Source organism: Streptomyces sp. RerS4, assembly GCF_023515955.1.
Classification (GTDB): domain Bacteria; phylum Actinomycetota; class Actinomycetes; order Streptomycetales; family Streptomycetaceae; genus Streptomyces.
The window spans coordinates 3,026,028-3,046,476 of record NZ_CP097322.1; the positions used below are offsets into that span (position 1 = coordinate 3,026,028).

General features: G+C 73.7%; 13 protein-coding genes and 1 riboswitch. Of the genes, 4 read left to right on the forward strand and 9 right to left on the reverse strand.

Annotated features, from left to right (window positions below):
- Window positions 1-188: 188 nt before the first annotated feature.
- From M4D82_RS13830 to M4D82_RS13840, 3 genes are all read right to left on the reverse strand, one after another.
- Window positions 189-923 carry a LysM peptidoglycan-binding domain-containing protein gene (locus M4D82_RS13830; RefSeq protein ID WP_249766335.1) on the reverse strand — a complete coding sequence of 245 codons (735 nt, stop codon included), beginning with the start codon at window positions 921-923 and terminating at the stop codon, window positions 189-191.
- A 2-nt stretch (window positions 924-925) separates the two neighbouring features.
- Window positions 926-1,096: riboswitch (cyclic di-AMP (ydaO/yuaA leader) on the reverse strand.
- Between the two features lie 274 nt (window positions 1,097-1,370).
- Complete coding sequence (locus tag M4D82_RS13835) at window positions 1,371-2,426, reverse strand: LysM peptidoglycan-binding domain-containing protein (RefSeq protein ID WP_249766336.1); 1,056 nt, start codon at window positions 2,424-2,426, stop codon at window positions 1,371-1,373.
- A 150-nt stretch (window positions 2,427-2,576) separates the two neighbouring features.
- Window positions 2,577-3,872, reverse strand: coding sequence for a cytochrome P450 family protein (locus M4D82_RS13840; protein WP_249766337.1), 1,296 nt, complete (start codon window positions 3,870-3,872; stop codon window positions 2,577-2,579).
- Window positions 3,873-3,993: 121 nt separating this feature from the next.
- Between M4D82_RS13840 and M4D82_RS13845 the strand changes: the two genes are divergently transcribed.
- Window positions 3,994-5,193 carry a globin domain-containing protein gene (locus tag M4D82_RS13845; protein WP_249766338.1) on the forward strand — a complete coding sequence of 400 codons (1,200 nt, stop codon included), beginning with the start codon at window positions 3,994-3,996 and terminating at the stop codon, window positions 5,191-5,193.
- Window positions 5,194-5,199: 6 nt separating this feature from the next.
- Here the strand turns inward: M4D82_RS13845 and M4D82_RS13850 are convergent, their stop codons facing one another.
- Window positions 5,200-6,321: a nucleoside triphosphate pyrophosphohydrolase gene (locus M4D82_RS13850; RefSeq protein ID WP_502988920.1), complete on the reverse strand. Its 1,122-nt coding sequence runs from the start codon at window positions 6,319-6,321 to the stop codon at window positions 5,200-5,202.
- A 28-nt stretch (window positions 6,322-6,349) separates the two neighbouring features.
- Entirely contained in the window at window positions 6,350-6,976 is a 627-nt protein-coding gene (locus M4D82_RS13855; RefSeq protein ID WP_249766339.1) for a SurA N-terminal domain-containing protein, read from the reverse strand.
- A gap of 176 nt (window positions 6,977-7,152) precedes the next feature.
- Here M4D82_RS13855 and M4D82_RS13860 point away from each other — a divergent pair, with 176 nt between their 5' ends.
- Window positions 7,153-9,639 (forward strand): YfhO family protein, encoded by a 2,487-nt coding sequence (locus tag M4D82_RS13860; RefSeq protein ID WP_249766340.1) that lies wholly within the window; start codon window positions 7,153-7,155, stop codon window positions 9,637-9,639.
- Here the strand turns inward: M4D82_RS13860 and M4D82_RS13865 are convergent.
- From M4D82_RS13865 to M4D82_RS13875, 3 genes are all read right to left on the reverse strand, one after another.
- A complete protein-coding gene (locus tag M4D82_RS13865; protein WP_283844475.1) occupies window positions 9,627-11,141 on the reverse strand; it encodes a serine/threonine-protein kinase in 1,515 nt (504 codons plus the stop codon). The genes M4D82_RS13860 and M4D82_RS13865 overlap by 13 nt on opposite strands.
- Window positions 11,138-11,869, reverse strand: coding sequence for a hypothetical protein (locus M4D82_RS13870; RefSeq protein WP_249766341.1), 732 nt, complete (start codon window positions 11,867-11,869; stop codon window positions 11,138-11,140). The genes M4D82_RS13865 and M4D82_RS13870 overlap by 4 nt, the downstream gene beginning before the upstream one ends.
- 124 nt (window positions 11,870-11,993) lie before the next feature.
- Complete coding sequence (locus tag M4D82_RS13875; RefSeq protein WP_249766342.1) at window positions 11,994-14,129, reverse strand: N-6 DNA methylase; 2,136 nt, start codon at window positions 14,127-14,129, stop codon at window positions 11,994-11,996.
- Between the two features lie 184 nt (window positions 14,130-14,313).
- On the opposite strand from M4D82_RS13875, the gene M4D82_RS13880 reads away from it, so the two are divergent.
- A complete protein-coding gene (locus tag M4D82_RS13880; protein ID WP_249766343.1) occupies window positions 14,314-15,069 on the forward strand; it encodes an Rv1352/Rv1906c domain-containing protein in 756 nt (251 codons plus the stop codon).
- 60 nt (window positions 15,070-15,129) lie between these two features.
- Here the strand turns inward: M4D82_RS13880 and mfd are convergent, their stop codons facing one another.
- The gene (mfd, locus tag M4D82_RS13885; protein WP_249766344.1) at window positions 15,130-18,660 is read right to left on the reverse strand and encodes a transcription-repair coupling factor; all 3,531 of its coding nucleotides are present in this window, start codon (window positions 18,658-18,660) and stop codon (window positions 15,130-15,132) included.
- 232 nt (window positions 18,661-18,892) lie between these two features.
- Here mfd and M4D82_RS13890 point away from each other — a divergent pair, with 232 nt between their 5' ends.
- On the forward strand, window positions 18,893-20,362 hold the full coding sequence (locus M4D82_RS13890) for a DUF2079 domain-containing protein (protein ID WP_249766345.1): 1,470 nt from the start codon (window positions 18,893-18,895) through the stop codon (window positions 20,360-20,362).
- Window positions 20,363-20,449: the final 87 nt, after the last annotated feature.

Consider the following 20,449-nt stretch of genomic DNA (forward strand, 5'->3'; position numbering starts at 1 on the left):
CGACTGCCCGGGTCCTGGGACGAAAAAGGGGCTGAATACGCCGCTTCCCGGACATAGAGCCTTTGACGGGGCTCTCGATCCCGGCTCGATCCGGCTCGATCCGGCTCGATCCCGGGGTCCGGACATGCCGCCGCCCGGCGCGCGAGGGGTTCGCGCGCCGGGCGGCGGGGCGGTCGTCACACCGGGATTCAGCCGATCTTCAGCTTCTGGCCCGGGAAGATCAGGTCGGCGTCGTCGATGATGTCCTTGTTCAGCTCGAAGAGCTTCTCCCAGCCGCCCTTGACGTTGTGGGCGGCGGCGATGGTGCCGAGGGTGTCACCCTCCTTGACCACGTACGAGCCGTTGCCGATCTTCACGTCGCCCGAGCCGGACTCGGACTTCGGGGTCACCGGCTTCGGCGCCGGGGTGCTCGGCTTGGTGGACGGCTTCGAGGGCTTCGTCTCGGCCTTCGGGGTGGAAGGCTTGGCCGGAGCCGGCTTCGAGGTCTCGCTCTTCGGCGTGGACGGCTTCGACGGCTTGCTCGGGGTGGTGGCCCCGCCGCCGTTGTACGAGGAGTTGGACAGGCCGACGCCGCAGTGCGGCCAGGCGCCCTTGCCCTGGCCCTTGAGGACCTTCTCGGCGATGGCTATCTGCTGCGCCTTCGTGGCCTGGTTGGCCTGCGAGGCGTACGCCTTGCCGCCGTACGCGGCCCACGTGGAGGACGAGAACTGCAGGCCGCCGTAGTAGCCGTTGCCGGTGTTGATGGCCCAGTTGCCGCCGGACTCGCACTGCGCGACCTTGTCCCACTCGGAAGCGGTGGCGGCGCTGGCGGCGCCCGCGGTCATCAGCGGCGCCGCGACGGCGACACCGGCGACACCGGCGAGCGTGACGATGCGGACGGCCTTGGAGCCGCGACGGTGCTTGCCCTTGCCGGAAAGCAGCATGAGGTTCTCCTCACCGACGCCTTCGAGGTGAGCTGTCGGGTTCGGGCGGATGAGTTGCCCGGTCGTGCGTCGAGCGCACGGCTTAACCCCTAGCCGGTCAAGAACCGTCGAACGACGGCCTGTTCCGGCGCCTACCTTGGTTCCCCCGCTCCTGCCTTCGGCGCTTGCGCGACGACTGTTCCCCCCGTCCGCCGGCAGGATTCGGCGATGCGGTCGAAGGTGCTCGCGGTGGCGAGCGATTCAGAAGGTAGACAGGTCTCTCCCCGATGTTCAACGTGCGATTTCGGGGAGAAACCGGCCCACTTGCCCTCCGGGAATGCGCGTTTGCGCAGGTGAGGGGCGGGTTTGCGGAAGTTCCGGAACGAGACACGCCAGTTGACCGGAAGAGACGCATGTCTCACTTGCCGATAACGGACATTCAAGTCTTTACGGGTGTCCGAACTGCCCCTATTTCTTGGTTAGATCCAGGTTCTGGCCGGGCTTGATGAGGTCCGCGTCCCCGCCGATGACCTGCTCATTGGCCTTATACAGCTGGTCCCAACCCCCCTTGAGCCCATTGGCGTCCGCGATGGCCGTCAGGCTGTCGCCCGCCTTCACGGTGTAGGTCGGGGTGGGGGTGGCTGACGGGGCGCCAGGGGCGGCCGGGAGCTCGATCGCCGCCGGACCGCGGTGCTTGCCGGCGCCGTCGGTCGCCCCGGCGGCCGGGGTCGTGGGCGTGAGGCCCGGGGTGGGCGTGGCACCGGGGGTGGCCGGGGCGGTCGGCGTCGGGGTGCCGGTCGGGGCCGACGGGTCCGCGGGGCCGGTCGGGGTGGCGGGGGTGGTCGGGGTGCCGGGGAGGGTCGGCGTACCGGGGGCGGTGGTGGGCGGAACCGACGGGAGGGTCGGCTGCGTCGTGTAGTCCGGCTCGGGCATGACGGGCAGTCCGCTGGAGGGGCCCAGCGGGTAGTCCGGCAGCACGCTCGGGCTCGGGGCCAGCGGGCCCCGGCCCGGCTGCGCGGTCGGGGCGCCGAAGTCGGTGGGCGTACGGCCGGTTCCGGTGACGGGCACCGAGTCGTCGGGCCGGGTCGGGGTGGGAGCCACCTGGCCGGGCGTCTTCCCGTCGCCCGGGTCCACGGCGGCGGCCGGGCCGTTCTGGGTCAGGCCGGCGGAGGCGGCGCACAGCGGCCACGCCTGCGGGCCCTGGGAGGCGAGCACGCGCTCGGCGACGGCTATCTGCTGGGAACGGCTGGCGAGGTCCGGGCGCTCCGCGTAGGCGAGTCCGCCCGCGTTCTTCCACTGCTCCAGCGTGAACTGGAGGCCTCCGTAGGCTCCACTGCCGGAGTTCGCGCTCCAGGTGCCGCCGCTCTCGCAGTCGGCGACCTTGTCCCACGTGGCGGTGTCGGCGGCGCTCGCGTTCGTGGCGGCGAGCAGTGGCAGGGCCAGAGCGGAGCCTGTGACTCCGGCGGTGACCACGAGTGCGGGTACCTGGCGGGGGCGTCTGTGGCGGCCGTTCCCGGGAAGCATGAGGATGCACCTTTCGCATAACGGCGGGGTAACGGCAGAACCTAGCCGCCCTCGAACGGATGTCACAAGTTCGAGGGGCGACTGACTACCGGTCAGCCGCCGTTCCGCCGGCGCCCCGCTCCGGCCTCCGTCAGGTCCCGCTCGCGCCGCTCATCCGTTTCGGGGTGTGAAGCGAACCGGAAGGGTGCGCAGGCCACGCATGATCAGTCCGCCGCGCCAGCGCAGGTCCGCGGGGGGAATGGCAAGTTCCAGATCCGGCAGACGCGTCAGCAAAGTCGCCAACGCCGTCTGCCCTTCGAGACGGGCCAGCGGGGCGCCCAGGCAATAGTGGATTCCGTGCCCGTATCCAAGGTGCTGATTGTCACTTCGGGAGAGGTCCAGGGTGTCCGGGTCGGCGAACCGTTCGGGGTCGCGGTCGGCCGCCGCGAGGACCACCAGCACCGGGTCGCCCGTCTCGATGCGGCAACCGCCGAGGGTCAGCGGTTCGGTGGCGAACCGCCACGTGGCGAGCTCCACCGGGCCGTCGTAGCGCAGCAGCTCCTCGATTCCGGTTTCCAGCAGGGCGCGTTCGCCGGCGGCGAGGGCGGCCTGGAGGCGCTCGCGCTGGAGCGGGTTCATGAAGAGCGAGTGGACGCCGTTGCCGATGAGGTTGACGGTCGTCTCGAAGCCGGCGAAGAGGAGGATGAAGGCCATGGCGGTGGCCTCGGCCTCCGTCAGGTGGTCCCCGTGGTCGCTGGCGCGGATCAGGTCCGAGATGAGGTCATTGCCCAGATCGTCCCGCTTGCGGTGGATCAATTCCCCGAGGTAGGTGCGCATCTGCTTCACGGAACGGGCGACGCCGCCGCGCGGCCCGCCGCCGTGGCGGATCATCATGCCCGCCCAGTCCCGGAAGTCGTCCTGGTCCTCGCGCGGTACGCCGAGCATCTCGCAGATGGCGTAGATGGGGAGCGGGAAGGCGAACTCGTGGATGAGGTCCGCCTCCCCCTTCGCGCAGAAGCCGTCGATGAGGTGGTCGGTCAGTTCCTGCACGCGCGGGGTGAACTCGGCGACGCGGCGCGGGGTGAACGCCTTGGACACCAGCCGCCGCAGTCGGGTGTGGTCCGGCGGGTCGATGTTCAGCAGATGCGTCATCAGCTCCGCCTTGCGTTCCCCCGGAATCCCGGTCTTGCCCTTGGCGTGGGCCGGCTCCGCGTGGTGTGCCGGGTTCTTGCTCAGGCGCTGGTCCGCGAGGGCCTGGCGGGCGTCGGCGTACCGGGTCACGAGCCAGGCCTCGACCCCGCTGGGGAGCTTGGTGCGGTGCACCGGGGAGTGCTCGCGCAGCCAGGCGTAGGCCGGGTAGGGGTCGGTGGCGAACTCCCAGTCGAAGAGGGTCGGGCCCTGCGGGGCGCCGGGCGCCTCGGGGTCGGCGGGGTCGGCGGGCTGGTTCGCGGAGGTCTGCTCGTGCACCCGACGACGGTATCCCGCCCAGCGCCGCCGACCCGGTATGGGTGGTTCGTCGCGGCTGTCCGTAAATCGGACATGACTTGACCTCAGCTTCTCCGACGCTCCTACTTTCCGTTTTGTGGACGTGAGGATCTTGAAAAGCAGTTTCGCGGTGGTGGAGCGACGGGCCGAGCACGCCGTCAAGTTCTTCTACTCGCACCTCTTCTGGCACAACCCCGAACTACGCGCCCTCTTCCCGGCGTCCCCCGAGGACATGGAGCGCCAACGCGACCGGCTCTTCGCCGCCCTGACCCATGTCGTCGCACACCTGGAGAGCGAGTCCCTCGTCCCCTATCTACGCGACCTCGGCCGCGACCACCGCAAGTACCTCGTCGGCCCCGAGCACTACGCCGCCGTCGGCGCGAGCCTCTTCGCCGCGCTCGCCGAGACCTCGGGCGCCGCGTGGACCCCGGCCGTCGAGAAGGCCTGGACGGAGGCCTACGGGATGATCGCCGACGCCATGACCGCCGGCGCCGCCGCGAGCACCGATCCGCCCTGGTGGGACGCGGAGGTCATACGACACCTCCGCTACGGGCGCGACATCGGCGTCCTCACCCTCCTCCCGCACGCGCCGCTCCCCTATCTCCCGGGCCAGTACGTGAGCGTGAGCAGCGCCCGGGTCCCGACCACCTGGCGCACGTACTGCCTCGGCAACGCGCCCCGCCGCGACGGCACCGTCGACCTCCACGTCAGCCGGATCGAGGGCGGCCGGCTCAGCACCGTCCTGGTCGGCGAGATCCAACCCGGCGAGACGCTGCGGCTCGGCGCACCCGGCGGGCGGCTGACCCTGCGCCGCGAGGACCGCCCCGTCACCCTCATCGCCGCCGGAACGGGTTGGGCGCCGATCCGGGCCATGCTGGAGGACCTCGTCCAACGCCCTCCCGATCACGACGTGCGCCTCTTCGTCGTCGCCCGCGACGGCGCGCACCTCTACGACCGGCCGCTGATCGAGGAGTACGCCGCCGGCCTCGACCGGCTCGCCGTCACCTACATCACCCCCGCCCCCGGCCGGCACCGCAACGAGGCCACCGACCGGCTGGCGACCGCGCTCGGCAACCGGGGCCTGTGGCGCGAGCAGGACGTCCACCTGAGCGGGCCCCCGCAGTTCGTCGAGGAGACGGCCCACCTCCTGGAGGAACTCGGCGCCCGCCCCGAGCGCCTCTTCTACGACGCCCTCCCCGCCGTCGGCCCCGAACGGGGCCGGCCGCTGGGCTTCGGCGAATGGTTCCTGAACCGCCCCGCCCCCCAGTGGCACAACCCCTCGGCCCGCGACCCGCGGCCCTGACTCACGTCAGCGGCCGACGCCCTCCGCCGCGCGGATCGCGTCCCGGTAGACGCGGGCCGCGGCACGCAGCGCGGTCTCGGGGTCGATCCCCTCCCGCTCGGCGCGCGCCGCCAGCGCCAGCAGCTCGTACCCGACGCCCTCGCCCCGGGGCAGGTCCACCTCCACCGCGCCCGAGCGGACGCGGCCGGCCAGCTTCGCCGCGAGCGCGAGGGCGGGCTGGGCGGGCGGGACGCCGTCGGTGACCGACTCCCGCCGCTTCTCGACGGCCTTGGTGGCCTGCCAGTGGGCGCTGACGTCCTCCGGGGACTCGGCCTCGGCGTCCCCGAAGACGTGCGGGTGGCGGTGGATCAGCTTGGCGACCAGGTCGCCGGCGACATCGTCGATGGAGAAGGGCGCGCGGTCGGCGGCGTCGTCATCGTCATGGTCATCGGCGTCGGCGTCGGCGTCGGCGTCGGCGTCGATCTCGTCCGTCGTGCCCCGTATCGGGGCGCCCTCCTGCGCGATGCGCGCGTGGAAGACCACCTGGAGCAGGACGTCGCCCAGCTCCTCGCGCAGCGCCGCCCGGTCGCCGTCCTCGATGGCCTCGACCAGCTCGTACGCCTCCTCGATGGCGTACTTCACCAGGCCCTCGTGCGTCTGGCGCGAGGTCCACGGGCATTCGCGGCGCACCCGGTCCATCACCTGGACCAGGTCGAGCAGCCGGGCACCGGGCAGGTCGTAGGAGCCGGGCAGCAGTTCCAGATCGGGCATGTCGACGCGGCCGGAGCCCGCGAGGCGGGCCAGGCCGTCGGTCAGGCGCCGGTCGCCCTCGCCGCCCGGGATCACCACGATGGTGCGGCCTCCGGCGCAGGCTTCGACGAGCGCGTGCGCGTCGGGGGCCTCGTGCGCCACCTCCACCCCCGCCTCGCGCAGGTACGGCAGCTGCGGGTGGTCCGCGTCGGCGCACAGGACCCGGTCCGCGGCGTGCAGGGTCCGCCAGGCCGGCCAGGACAGCAGACCGGGGGCGACCCGGTGGCTGGCGGTCAGCAGGACGATGCGGCCCGTGCCCCCGTCGGGGGTCGCGGCGGCGGGGGCGTCGGGGGTCGCGGCGGGTTCGGCGGCGGCGGGTTCGGCGGTGTGGTCGGTCACCCTCCGAACCTACCTCCGGCCGGCGGCGTCAGGCTCCGGCGGGTACGGCCTGCTCGGGCCGGCTCCGCTGGGTGATCCACGGGGTCTGCTGGTCGCCCAGGAGGATCTGCCGGGCGTCCCAGTGGCCGTAGCGCGGGTTGACCTCGATGTGCAGGGCCTTCGCCGCCTCGCCCAGCTTGACGAGGGCCTTGTCCTGACTGCCGTAGTGCGCGAAGAGCTTGTCGCGCAGCAGCTTGAAGCGGGTGTCGGCGGCCATCTGGCCGGGCGTGAGCTGCGCCTGCTCCAGCGCCGCCGCGGCCAGGGCCTTCTCGTCGCCGGCCTGTTCGAGCTGCGCCTTGTGGACGTCCTCGATCTCCTTGGGGCTCACGCTCACCCCGGCGTCCTTCGCGGCGCGCTCCAGGACGGCGGTCTGGATCATCTTGTTGAGCTTGAGGCGTTCCAGACCGGCGGTCGCCCCGATCAGCTGCGCGCCCTGCGCGGAACGGTTCTGCGCCGCGCGGACGTCGTTGACCTGGGCCTGGAGGGCGGAGGTGGTGATCCGTTCACCGCCGACGACGGCCGCGGTGCCGGGGCGGGTGTCGGCGGAGCAGGCGGTCAGCAGGGGGGCCGCCGCGAGGAGGGCGACGGAGACGGAGAGCGCTGTGCGACGGTGCAAAGGAGCCTCCAGGGCCGGGAGATTGTGCGTCGGTGCACAAGGCCGTGCGGTGATCGATGGTATGAGGTCAGAGTGGTACGGGCCACCGGTTCGACCAACGATTCCGGGGGTGTTGGGGTGCGAGTTCACCCCCCGGCTACCGCCGGGCCCCGCGTTGCCGGCATCGTCGGGCCACCATGTCGATTTCGCAGCTCTCCCCGCGGCGCGCCGGCCAGGCCGATTCCACCGCCCGGCCCCGGCGTCTCGCAACGCGTCTCGCCCCGCGTCTGGCCACGCTCCGGTCGCGCCTGTCCGGCCCGCTCCTCGCGGCGCTCGTCACGGCGGTGGCCGTCTGCGCCGGGGACGCCCTCGCGCGCGTGTTCCCGTACGGTTCGCGCCACCGCAGCGTCAACGACCTCGGCAACCAGTTCGTGCCCTTCCACGCGCACCTGTGGGACCTGCTGCACGGGCGGGCCGAGGGCGGGCTCCTCTTCAACTGGCAGTCCGGCTACGGCAGCAGCTTCCTGCCCGACTGGGGCACGTATCTGACGAGTCCGTTCGCCGTGCTGGTGGCGCTGTTCCCGCGCGAGGACATCGACCTCGCCGTGTACGCCGTCACCGTGCTCAAGATGACCGCCGCGGCGGCCGCGATGGCCTGGCTGCTGCTCACCCAGCGGCGGGGGCTCTGGTGGGCGGCGGGGCTGCTCGGGGCCTCGTACGCGCTGTGCGGCTGGTCGGTGATCGAGGCGGCCTACAACCCGATGTGGCTGGACGGGCTGATCGCCTTCCCGCTGCTGTGCCTGACCGGCGAGTGGGCCCTGCGGACGCGCCGGCCGGTGACCGGGGTGCTGGTGGTGGCCGTCTGCTGGACGGCGAACTTCTACACCGCGTACATGGCGACGCTCGGCGCGGCGCTGGTGCTGGTGGTGCGGGTGGTGCTGACCCGGGAGGGGGCGCGCGAGCGTGCCCGGGTGGTGGGGCGGGGGGCGCTGACCTGCCTGCTGGGCATCGCCCTGGCGGCGCCGGTGCTGGTGCCGCTGTTCCTGAGTTCGAAGCAGGCCTATCCGGGGTGGTCGCGGCAGTTCGGGCCGGTGCCGTGGGCGGACCTGTTCGCGCGGCTGATGCCGGCGACGTACTCCTTCAACTCCCCGGCCGTGTTCGTGGGGACGGGGACGCTGCTGCTGGTGGCGGCGCTGCCGTTCCACCGGGCGGTGCCGGCGCGGACGCGCTGGTGGTGGGCCGGTCTGGTGGTGGCGGTGGCCCTGTCGTTGCAGTGGGCGCCGACGCATCTGGCCTGGCACGTCTTCGCGACGCCGAACGGCAGCGCGTACCGGCAGACCTTCGTCCTGGCCGGGATCGTGGTGATCGCCGCCTGGACGGGACTCGCCTCGGGCCCGCCGGGGCGCAGGGCCCTGGCGGCGGGCGCGGGCGTGATCACCGTCGCGGTGCTGTGGTCGGCGACGAGCCCGCTGGCCACGGTGCGGGGGGCGGTCCTGCTCTGCGGCGGGCTGGTCCTCGCGGCCGGCGCCTGGTGGGCGCTGCGCCGCCCTCGCCTGGTGGGGCCGGCGGCGGCCGTCCTCGGGCTCGTCCTGGTCGCGCAGGCCGCGGCGACCACGGCCCACGGCCACAAGGGCAAGCTCGCCGGACTGGACGACTACCCGTCCTGGGGCCGCGCCCACACCGCGCGGGCCAACGCGCTGGAGCAGGCCGACGGCTGGCCCGCGTACCGCACCGACGCGGGGCGGCCCGCGCTGTCCGGCAACGATCCGATGCTGCTCGGCGGTCAGGGCGGCGCGTACTACAGCAGTCACACCCCGGACGTGTTCACGCGCACGATGGCGGCGCTCGGCGCGGGCTGGACCTCCCGGGGGCGCAACGTGCAGAGCCTCGACAACCCGGTGACGGACGCGCTGTTCGCCGTCGGGGCGCGGCTGAAGCCGGACGGCACGGTCGTGCGCTCCGCGTCGCTGCCGCTGGTCACCGTCCGCCCGGCGGGCCCGGCCCCCGCGTACGGGGACTCCCCCTTCGCGAACCAGGAACTCCTGCTGGGCGCGAAGGTCTACGAGGACCCGCTCGCCCCCGGCGTCTGCCGGGCGGGGACCGACGCCTTCCTGTGGGCCCCGGAGTACAACGCCACGGCCCGCCTCGCCGACGGCCGGCCCCTGCGGCTGAACGGCAACGTCCCGCGCAACCGGGCGGCGCTCCAGCCGATGGGCCCTTCGCACGGCCCCGCGTCGCGGCTCGTCTTCGACCGGCCGGCGCCCGCGGCGTGGACGCTCGCCTGCCTGGACCGGGACCGGCTCGCGCGGGCGGTGTCGACCCTGCGCGCCTCCGCCGCCACGTCGGTCGCGGTGTCGGACGCGGGTCTACGGGCCACCCTGCCCGCCGGCGGCGCGGGCACGGCGGTGATCTCCGTACCGGCCGTCGCGGGCTGGAGCTGCGACGGGCGGCCCGCCTCGGCCCACCTGGGCCTGCTGGCGGTACCCCTGGACGGCCGCGCCACCACGGTGACCTGCTCGTTCCGCCCGCCGGGGCTGGTGGCGGGCGGGGCCTTGGCGGCGCTGGCCCTTGCGGCCATGGCGGCGCCCGCGGTGATCCGCAGGCGGGCCGCAACGCGGGACGCGGTGGGTGGAACGCGGGACGCGGTGGGTCCGACGCGGGGCGCGGTGGGTCAGCGCACCTGACCCAGCCACTGCAACGTGCGCCGGACCTCCACCGGAAGGGGGTGACCGGGGCCGTGCAGGCGGTCCGCGTCGAACAGGAGGCGGACCAGGGTGTCGTGGGCCGCCGCGCGGTCGCCGAGGGAGAGCAGCAGGTGCGCGATCCGCCGGCGGACCTCCAGCGGCAGGCCCGGGTCCGGGTTGGCGTAGTGGTTCTCGAACAGCGGCAGCAGCGAGCGGTACTCGGCGAGCGCCGCCGCCGGTTCGCCGAGCTGCTCCAGGCACTGGGCGGCGTCGTAGCGGAAGCGCAGCGCCTGCGGGTCGCCCGCGGGGAACTCCTGCGCCAGGCGCCGCAGTTCCGGCAGGGCGCGGCGGTACTGTCCGTCGTCCATCAGCGTGGCGGCGTACTGCTTGCGCAGGCTGCGGACCACGGGTGAGTGCTCCCCGTGCTCGGCGGCCGCCGCCGGGAGGATCCCGCCGAGGATGTCCACGGCGCGGGTCAGCTGGCCCTGGTCGAGGAGCTTGCGGGCCTCGTCGACCGCGCCCGGGATGTCCGGCCGGGCCGGCGCCGGGGGCGCGGTCGGCCGGGGCGGCACGGCCGCGGCCCGGTCGGGCCAGGGGGCCTGGGGGCGCAGGAAGGGCCGGGTCGGGTCGAGGGGGCCGGTCGGGAGCCGGCTGCCGCGCGTCGGGAGCATCGGCGCGAGGGCCTCGTAGACCTCCTGCGCGGAGGCGGGGCGGTCCTGCGGGTCCTTCGCGAGGAGGCGCAGCAGCAGCGCCTCCAGCTCCGGCGGGATGTCGGGGCGCTGTCCGCGCACCGGGAGCGGGGGCTCGTACAGGTGGCGGTGCAGCACCCCGAGGGCGGTGGAGCCGGCGAAGGGGACGTTGCCGCTGAGGAGTTCGTAGAGCAGCACGCCGAGGGCGTACAGGTCGGTGTACGGGCCGACCGCGCCGCCCATGGCCTGCTCGGGCGCCATGTAGGCCGGGCTGCCGATGGGGGATCCGGTGCTGGTGAGGCGGGTGGTGTCGGTGTCCATGACGGAGGCGACGCCGAGGTCGAGGACCAGCACGGTGCCGTCGGGGCGGATCATCACGTTGCGGGGCTTCAGGTCGCGGTGCACGATCGGCACCGCGTGCACGGCCGACAGCACGGCGCACAGCTGCGCCACCACCGCGACGGCCCACGGCCAGGGGTAGGGGTCGTGTTCGGCGAGGTGGTCGGCCAGGTCGGAGCCCTCGACGTAGCCCATGACCAGGAACAGTTCGTCGCCGTCGCTGCCCGCGTCGTGGACGGTGACCAGGCCCGGGTGGTCCACCTGCGCGGTGACGCGGCATTCGCGCACGAAGCGGCGGCGCAGTTCCTCGGCGACGGTGCCGGGGCCGGCGACCTTGTCGGGGCGCAGCAGCTTGACGGCGACGCGACGGTCCAGGCGCCGGTCGTAGGCCGTCCACACCTGGCCCATGCCGCCCTGGCCGAGGATGGTGGCGAGCTGGTAGCGCTCGCCGATCAGGCGTTCCGAGTGGCTCACCGGCCCGGGTCCTGGATCGCCGTGCTGTTCGGGTCCTGGTACGGGCCACCGGGCCGCGGGGGCTGCGGGGGACGGTCCGGGTTCTGTTGGCGCAGCAGCTCGCTCAGCTCGTCCAGCTCGGCGCGGACCTGCCCGAGGCGCGGGGGCGGGGTCGGCTGCTGGTGCTGCGGGGCGGGCTGTTGGGGCTGCGGAGGCTGCTGCGCCTGCTGCGGCTGCGGGCTCTGCGGCGCCTGCGGGTAGCCGTAGGACGGCATGGTCTGCTGGGACGGCAGGGGCTGGTGCTGCGGCTGGGGCACCGACTGCTGCGGCTGCTGCGTGTACAAGCCCTGCGGCCCCGGGTACCAGGGCGCGGCCGGGGTCAGGGCGGCAGCGGCGGCCTTCGCCTCGTGGTGACGGATGTCGGACACGAGGTAGTAGACGCAGACCGCGAAGCCCGTGAAGATCGAGCCACCGGCGCCGACGTTGCCCTGCCAGCCGTTGGTCTCGGCCGTCGGGTCGAGCTCGATGAAGACGATCCAGAGGATCGACAGCGCCCCGCTCAGCACCAACAGCGCCCAGTCGCGCGCCCTGCGGGTGAGCAGCGCCAGCCGCAGCAGCGCGCCCCAGGCGAAGAAGCCGCAGGTGAGCACGGGCAGCGCCGTGAACACCACGCGCAGCGTCAACGCCGCCCCGGACAAGGGCCGGTGGCCGTGAGGGCCTTGCTGCGGCGGGAGGCCGGGGGCGTGCATCGCTGCTCCTGACGGGGCGTACGGAAAAGGGTCGACGCCCTGAGCGTATACAGCCTTTCCGGCCGTTTGTGAGGGGATGCGCGCAACCGTTGCGAGGTCGCAGTATCCGCCCGCCCGGGGCACCTCAGTCGGGAGTGACGGAGCCGTCGGAGAGCCCGTCGTACAGGCCTTGGACGAGCTGTTCCCCGAGCCGTCCCGCCTGCCGCAGTACGTCCTCGAACTCGGCGAGCGCGCGGAAGCGGGCCCCGTAGCGGCGCTGTTCGGCCGGCGCGAGGCGGGGCAGCCGCAGGCGCCGTACGTCGAGCCGGGTGGCGGTGGAGGCGTGGCTGCTGGCGCGGCGGGTGTTGGCGGTGCCGCGCAGGAAGCCGGCGAGGAACCAGGGGTCGAGCGCGGCCGGGTCGGGGCGCAGGAGTTGGAGGTTGCGGCCGAGGACGGCGCCGGCGCCGCTCGCCGGATCGGCGGTGACGACGCGGGCGATGCCGACGGCGCCGACGACGGGGACGACGACGTCGCCGGGTTCGACCACGATCGGCTCCTCGGCGCCGGCCGTCGGGCCGGCCGGGGTGGTCGTGGCGGAGGGCGGGCCGCCGGAGTGGACGTCGTGTTCGGTGAGCAGGGGCAGTTCGCCGCCGTCCGCGCCGGACGCGGTGGCGGTGGCGGTGCCGGCGCGCAGCAGCAGGGCGCCGGCGCGGGCGAGTTCGCCGATGGTGGTCTGCGGCGTGCGGGCGGCGGACCCGTCGGCGGGGGCGGCGGTGGGCGGGGTGAGACGGGCCGCGCGGGAGAGGGTCTCGTCGAGCCGTTCGCGTACGGCGGTCAGTTCGGCGAGGCCGCCGCCGGCGCCGGGCGGCGGCAGGTGGCGGGCGGGGGTGAGGTCGACCTCGTCGTCCAGCAGCTCCACGACGGGCACGACCCGGCTCACGCCGGGCACCTCGTCGGTCGCGCCGGTGCGGTCGTACGCGGTCCAGGCGGCCAGTACCGCGTCGTGCACGGCGGGCCACGCGCCCCGGGGCTGCCCCTGCCCCTGCCCCTCGGGCACCAGGCCGGCGGTGTCCACGAGCAGCAACCCTGCGGGCGCGGGGCCGGCGGGCCGGCGCAGCACCCACAGCTGGAGCGGGATCCCGTACGGCGGCGCCGCGCCGGCGGGGAGCGAGACGACGGCCCGCAGGGCGCCCCGGCGCAGCAGGTCGGCGCGGATGCGGCGGCCGGAGCGGCGGGCGGCGACGGCGGGCGGCATGAGCAGCACGGCGGTGCCGCCCTCGCGCAGGTGGGCCAGGGCGTGTTGGACCCAGGCGAGTTCGGATTCGGTGCGGGCGGGCAGGCCGTACTCCCAGCGGGGGTCGTAGGCCAGTTCCTCGTGGCCCCAGGCGCGTTCGTTGAACGGGGGGTGGCACAGGACGGCGTCGACGGCGAGGCCCGCGAAGGTGTCGGCGCGCAGGCTGTCGGCGGCGGCGGCGCGGACCCGGGCGGATCCGTGCAGGGCCAGGCGCAGGGCGGCGAGCGCGGCCAGTTCGGGCGACACGTCCTCGGCGTGGAGGGCGTCGGCCCCGTCCAGGGCGCGGAGCAGGCCGCCGGTGCCGCAGGCGGGGTCGAGGGCGGTGCGTACGCCGGGTCCGGCGAGGGCCGCCATCAGGGCGGCGCAGCCGTCGGGGGTGAGGGTGTACTGCCGGGGATTGGCGTCGAGGTGGCGGCCGAGGAGGAACTCGAAGGCCTTGCGGGCGCCGTCGTCGCGGTATCCGGCCGCGAGTTCGGCGGCGGCGCGCAGGAGCGGGACGGGTGCGCCGCCGGGCCGGCGGCCGAGGGCCGGGGGGTGGGCGGGGCCGAGGCGGTGGTCGAGCACCTCGGCGGTGGCGTCGGGCAGCAGCGCGGCCATCCGTTCGTCGGAGCCGGCGGTGAGCTCCAACCACCGGGCGGGCCGGTCGCGTACGAGGAGCAGTGCGGCGCCGACGTCGACGAGCGCGGCGACGGCTCCGCCGGGGTGGGAGGCGACCTGCTGCCAGACGCGTTCGCGCAGGGGGACCTCGGCGAGCTTGCCCTGGGCGCGCAGCCAGTTCTCGACGTCGGACAGGGCGAAGGAGGGGCTGGTCTCGGTGCCGCCGACGGGCTTGGGGAAGTCGGGGTGTCTGCGCCGCCAGTTGCTGACGGCGGCGCGTCCGACGCCGGCCAGGCGGGCGATGCCGGCGGCGGTGACCTCGGCGGTGCGCTCGGCGGTGACTTCGACGGTGTTCCCTGCGGCGGCGGTGGCCGCGCTGTCCTCCTGCATGACGGGAGCATACCCGTACACAAGCACGAGATCGCTTCACAGCGTGAATCCAAGAAATCCTGTGAACTTGGTTGACTCGGTTCACAGCGTCTGTTGTGATGATCCACGTCAAGCACCGCGTCAGCACGACGAGCGCCGCGCGGCCCAGCGGGGCCCCGCACACGGCAGGAACAGGAGTACTCCCATGTCCCAGTCCCCCACCCCGCGCACCGGTTGGATCGCCCGCCACAAGGTCCTCACCGGCTGCGGCGCCGTCCTCACGCTGGCACTGGTGGGAGCGTGCGGCGGCACGGGCACGACCACGACGGACGGCAAGAAGAGCGACGACGGCGGGAAGCCGGCCGCCTCCTCCCCCGCCGGCGGGTCCGCGAGCGCGGGCAGCGCGAAGCCGAGCGAGGGCGGTCAGAGCTCCAAGCCGGCCGAGGAGAAGAAGCAGGTCGCGATCAAGGGCAGCGGAACCTTCCAGGTGGGCTCGGACGTCAAGCCCGGCACCTACCGCACCACCGGCAACAAGGGCATGGGCTGCTACTGGGAGCGCCTCAAGGACTCCTCCGGCGAGCTCGAATCGATCATCTCGAACGACAACGTGACGGGCGCGAGCTACGTGACCATCGCCGCGTCCGACAAGGTCTTCAAGTCCAACGGCTGCAAGGACTGGGAGGCCGTCGACCCGAAGGCCACGGGCGGCTCCCCCAAGGTCGAGATCCCCGCCGACGGCGGCATGTTCAAGGTGGGCCTGGACATCGCCCCCGGCACCTACAAGTCGACGGGCCCCGCCGAGGGCTCGGCGGGCTGCTACTGGGAGCGGTCCAAGGACGCCGCCCACGGCGTCGACTCGATCATCTCCAACGAGAACCCCGAGGGCGCGGCGGTCGTCACCATCGCCGCCGGCGACGGCTACTTCAAGACCACGGGCTGCGCCGTCTGGAAGAAGTCCTGACCCCGTCCCGCCCGGCCTCGTGACCGCCCGCGCCGGAACGCGGGCGGCCACACCGGGCGGCTACGAGCCCAGGATCGTCGTCAGGAACTCGCCGGTCCAGGCGAGGAGTTCGCGGCCGACCAGGGGCTTGCCGCCGACGCGGGCGGTCTTCGGGCGCGGCACCAGCACCTGCGAGGTGGCCGGCTTGAGGACCGTTCCCGGGTAGAGCCGCTTCAGGCGCAGCTCCTGCGACTCGCGCAACTCCACCGGGCCGAAGCGGATGTTCGGCCCCTGGAGGGTGATGTCGCCGACCCCGCAGGCCCGCGCGAGCATCCGCAGGCCCGCCACCAGCAGCAGGTTCTCCACGGGCTCCGGCAGCTTTCCGTAGCGGTCGGTGAGTTCCTCCCGTACGGCCAGGATGTCGGCCTCGGAGTTCGCGGAGGCGATGGAGCGGTACGCCTGGAGGCGCAGCCGCTCGCCGGGCGCGTAGTCGTGGGGGACGTGCGCGTCGACCGGCAGCTCGATCTTCACCTCCAGCGGCGGCTCCTCCTCCACTCCTCCCTCGACGGCGGCCCGGTAGTCGGCCACCGCCTCGCCGACCATCCGGATGTACAGGTCGAAGCCGACGCCCGCGATGTGGCCGGACTGCTCGCCGCCGAGCAGGTTGCCCGCGCCGCGGATCTCCAGGTCCTTCATGGCCACGTACATGCCGGCGCCCATCTCGGTGTGCTGGGCGATCGTGGCGAGCCGCTCGTGCGCGGTCTCGGTCAGCGGCTTCTCCGGCGGGTACAGGAAGTACGCGTACCCGCGCTCGCGGCCTCGCCCGACACGGCCGCGCAGCTGGTGGAGCTGGGAGAGGCCGAAGTTGTCGCCGCGCTCCACGATGAGGGTGTTGGCGTTGGAGATGTCGATGCCGGACTCGACGATCGTCGTGGAGACGAGCACGTCGAACTTCTTCTCCCAGAAGTCCACGACGACCTGTTCCAGGGCCTGTTCGGACATCTGCCCGTGCGCGGTCGCGATCCGCGCCTCGGGCACGATCTCGCGCAGCTTGGCGGCGGCCCGGTCGATGGACTCGACCCGGTTGTGGATGTAGAAGCACTGCCCCTCGCGCAGCAGTTCGCGGCGGATCGCGGCGCCGATCTGCTTCTCCTCGTAGGGGCCGACGAAGGTGAGCACCGGGTGGCGCTCCTCCGGCGGGGTGGTGATGGTCGACATCTCGCGGATGCCGGTGACCGCCATCTCCAGGGTGCGCGGGATCGGCGTCGCGGACATGGTCAGGACGTCCACGTTGGCGCGCAGCTTCTTCAGCTGCTCCTTGTGTTCGACGCCGAACCGCTGTTCCTCGTCGACGATGACCAGGCCCAGGTCCTTGAACTTCGTCTCCTGCGAGAAGAGCCGGTGCGTGCCGATGACCACGTCGACCGAGCCCTCCTTCAACCCCTCCAGGGTGGCCTTGGACTCGGTGTCGCTCTGGAAGCGCGACAGCGCCTTCACGTTGACCGGGAACTGGCTGTAGCGCTCGGAGAAGGTCCCGAAGTGCTGCTGCACGAGCAGCGTCGTCGGGACGAGGACGGCGACCTGCTTGCCGTCCTGCACGGCCTTGAACGCCGCCCGGACCGCGATCTCGGTCTTGCCGTAGCCGACGTCGCCGCAGATCAGCCGGTCCATGGGGACGGACTTCTCCATGTCCTCCTTGACCTCGGCGATGGTGGTGAGCTGGTCGGGGGTCTCCGCGTACGGGAAGGCGTCCTCCAGCTCGCGCTGCCAGGGCGTGTCGGGGCCGAAGGTGTGGCCGGGGGCGGCCATGCGCGCGCTGTAGAGCTTGATGAGGTCGGCGGCGATCTCCTTGACGGCCTTCTTCGCCCGCGCCTTGGTCTTCGTCCAGTCGGCGCCGCCGAGCCGGTGCAGGGTCGGGGCCTCGCCGCCGACGTACTTGGTGACCTGCTCCAGCTGATCGGTGGGGATGTAGAGGCGGTCGCCGGGCTGGCCGCGCTTGGCGGGGGCGTACTCGACGAGGAGGTACTCGCGGGTGGCGCCCTGCACGGTGCGCTGCACCATCTCGATGTAGCGGCCGACGCCGTGCTGCTCGTGGACGATGTAGTCGCCGACCTCCAGGGTGAGGGGGTCGATGGACTTGCGGCGTCGGGTCGGCATCCGGCCGAGGTCCTTCGTCGCGGTGCGCTGTCCGGTCAGGTCGGTCTCGGTGAGGACGGCCAGGCGCAGGGCCGGGTCCACGAAGCCGTTGTCGAGCGAGCCGCAGGCGACGTGCACGATCGAGGGTTCCAGCGTGTGGAGGTCGGCCTCCAGGCGGGCGGCGATGCCCTCGCCGCCGAGGACCTCGACGGTACGGGCGGCCGGGCCGTGGCCCTCGGTGAGGTAGACGGTGTGCCAGCCGTCGGCGATCCAGCCCTTGGTGTCGGCGAGCGCGCGGGCGGTGTCGCCCCGGTAGGCCTCGGGGGCGTGCATGCCCAGCTTGAGAGTGTCTCCGCCCACGACCTCGTCGGCGGCGAACGGGGAGACCGACCACCACATCATGCCGAGCTCGCGCGCGTGCTCCCGTACGTCCGCGATCCCGCGCAGGGAGGCCGCGCCGACGTCGATGGGGGCCTCACCGCCGCCGGCGGTGGCCGCCCAGGAGGCCATCAGGAACTCCTGCGAGGTCGCGACGAGGTCGGCGGCCCGGGTGCGGACGCGTTCGGGGTCGCAGACCACGGCCATCGCCCCGGCGGGCAGGACGTCGATCAGCAGTTCCATGTCGTCGACGAGGACGGGGGCCAGGGACTCCATGCCCTCGACCGCGATCCCCTCGGCGATCTTGTGCAGCAGCTCGCCGAGCTCGGGATGGGCCTCGGCGAGGGCCGCGGCCCGCCGCCGGACCTCGTCGGTCAGCAGCAGCTCACGGCAGGGCGGCGCCCACAGCCCGTGCTCGGCGATCTCCAGAGAGCGCTGGTCGGCGACCTTGAAGTAACGGATCTCCTCGACCTCGTCGCCCCAGAACTCCACCCGCAGCGGGTGCTCCTCGGTCGGCGGGAACACGTCGAGGATGCCGCCGCGCACGGCGAACTCGCCGCGCTTCTCGACCAGCTCGACGCGCGCGTACGCGGCCGCCGCCAGCGCCTCGGTCACCTCGCCGAGGTCGACGCTCTGCCGCTGCCGCAGGCTCACCGGCACCAGGTCCCCGAGCCCCTTGACCTGCGGCTGGAGCACCGAACGGATCGGCGCGACCACCACCGACACCGGCCCCGCCGCCGGGTCGTCCGCGCTCGGGTGCGCGAGCCGGCGCAGCACCGCGATCCGCCGGCCGACGGTGTCGCTGCGCGGGCTGAGCCGCTCGTGCGGCAGCGTCTCCCAGGACGGGTAGTCCACCACCTCGTCGGGGGGCAGCAGGGAGCGCAGCGCGGCGGCCAGGTCCTCGGCCTCCCGTCCGGTGGCGGTGACCGCGAGGACGGTGCGCCCGGTACGGGCGGCCAGCGCGGCGATCGCGAAGGGCCGCGCGGCGGGCGGGCCGACGAGGTCCACGTGCATGCGGTTGCCGTCCCCGGCCGCGGTGACCGCCTCGGCGAGGGCCGGGTCCCGGGTGACGGCGTCGAGCAGTCCGTGCAGGCTCATGAAGGGGGCTTTCCATCCTGGGGAAGGGTGCGGAGGGGCAACGCGAAGCACCCGACACGTCGAACGGGCCGGGGTTTCCCACCCTACGACGCGGCCGTCGGGCGCGCGCGAAGGATTCGGACCGCCGGGCGGGGCGGCGCGCGGCGGGGGCGGGTCGGAGGGGTCGGGGGGCGGCGGGTCGGGGTGCGGGGTGGGGCGGGGCTCGCCCGTTCGGGTGCGAAAATCCGTCCGTATGTCCATAGCCGGGACACCCCCGCCATCCGAGCAGCCCGCCGCCGCCCCGGCCGCGGGCTCCGCGCCGTCCCCGGCGGCCCGTCGGCTCCGGGACGCGGCCGGGCGCGCGGCGCGCTCGCCGCGGGCCGCGCGCCTGGCCCCGTACGGGCTGACGGCCGTGCTGTTCGTCGCGTACGCGACGCTCTCCCTGGCCCGCTACCGGCGGCTGGAGGAGTTCTCCTGGGACCTCGGGATCTTCGAGCAGGTGGTGCGCTCCTACGCCTGGCTCCGGGCGCCGATCGCCGACCTGAAGGGGCCGGGCTTCCACATCCTCGGCGACCACTTCAGCCCCGTCGTCGCCCTGATCGCGCCGCTCTACCGGATCTTCCCGACGCCCGTCACGCTCCTGGTGGTGCAGGCGGCCCTGTTCGCGCTGTCCGCCCTGCCCGTCACCCGGGCCTCGGTCCGCCTCCTCGGGCAGGCCCGGGGCATCGCCCTCGGGGCGGCGTACGGACTGTCCTGGGGCGTCCAGCGGGCCGTCGAGTTCGACTTCCACGAGATCTGCTTCGCGGTGCCGCTGCTGGCCTTCGCCCTGGAGGCGCTCCTCGCGCGCCGCTGGCGGGCCGCGCTGGCCTGGGGGGCGCCGCTGCTGCTGGTCAAGGAGGACCTCGGCGTCACCCTGGCGGCGTTGGCGCTGGTGGTGGCCTGGCGGGCCCGCGCCGTCGACCGGCGGGCCGCCCGCCTCGCGGCCCTGGTGGCCGTGGCGGGGGTGGCGGTGGCCGCCCTGGTGTTCACCGTCGTGATCCCGTCGTTCGCCGCCGAGGGATACCCGTACTGGGACAAACTGGAGCAACCGGGTGGCCCGCTGCGCGGCCTCGGCACGAAACTCACCACCCTCGCCTGGGTGCTGGTCCCCACCAGCGGGCTGCTCGCGCTGCGCTCCCCGCTGCTGCTGGTCGCCGCGCCGACCCTCGGCTGGCGCTTCCTGTCGGGGGACCCGCACTACTGGTCCACCGACTGGCACTACAGCGCCGTCCTGATGCCGGTCGTCGCGCTCGCCCTGGCCGACGCCCTCGACACCGTCCGGCGCGGCACCCGGCCGTGGCTGCGCGCCTACTCCCTCCAACTGCCCGGCGCCCTCCTCGCGGCGGCGCTCGCGCTCAGCGCCACCAGCCTGCCGCTGTCCCGCCTCGGGGAGCGGAGCCTGTACGAGACCCCGGCCCGGGTGGCCGCCGTGGAGGAGCTGCTCGCGCGGATCCCGGACGGGGTGCGGGTGGAGGCCGACAACGCGGCGCTGAGCCGGCTGACCTCGCGCTGCCGGGTGTTCTGGATCGGCGGCACCCGGGGGCTCCTGCCGACGTTCCTGACCTTCGACAACTCCACCGGCTGGGCCGGGAACCCCGTCGAGTACGCCGCGAAACAGCACCCGGGGGCGCGGTTCACGCTGGTGGGCGAGGCGGGCGGGGTGGTCCTGCTCGAACGGGTCTGAGCGAACGGGTCCGATCGAACGGGTCCGATCGAACGGGTCCGATCGAACGAGTCTGACCGAGGACGGCGAACACGGCGCGGCCCCGGA

Excerpts from the sequence above, each read along its gene's own strand:
- M4D82_RS13860 (WP_249766340.1), top strand. The coding sequence starts at position 7,153 with ATGTCGATTTCGCAGCTCTCCCCGCGGCGCGCCGGCCAGGCCGATTCC.
- M4D82_RS13875 (WP_249766342.1), bottom strand. The coding sequence starts at position 14,129 with ATGCAGGAGGACAGCGCGGCCACCGCCGCCGCAGGGAACACCGTCGAA.
- mfd (WP_249766344.1), bottom strand. The coding sequence starts at position 18,660 with ATGAGCCTGCACGGACTGCTCGACGCCGTCACCCGGGACCCGGCCCTC.
- M4D82_RS13835 (WP_249766336.1), bottom strand. The coding sequence starts at position 2,426 with ATGCTTCCCGGGAACGGCCGCCACAGACGCCCCCGCCAGGTACCCGCA.
- M4D82_RS13830 (WP_249766335.1), bottom strand. The coding sequence starts at position 923 with ATGCTGCTTTCCGGCAAGGGCAAGCACCGTCGCGGCTCCAAGGCCGTC.
- M4D82_RS13880 (WP_249766343.1), top strand. The coding sequence starts at position 14,314 with ATGTCCCAGTCCCCCACCCCGCGCACCGGTTGGATCGCCCGCCACAAG.
- M4D82_RS13870 (WP_249766341.1), bottom strand. The coding sequence starts at position 11,869 with ATGCACGCCCCCGGCCTCCCGCCGCAGCAAGGCCCTCACGGCCACCGG.
- M4D82_RS13890 (WP_249766345.1), top strand. The coding sequence starts at position 18,893 with ATGTCCATAGCCGGGACACCCCCGCCATCCGAGCAGCCCGCCGCCGCC.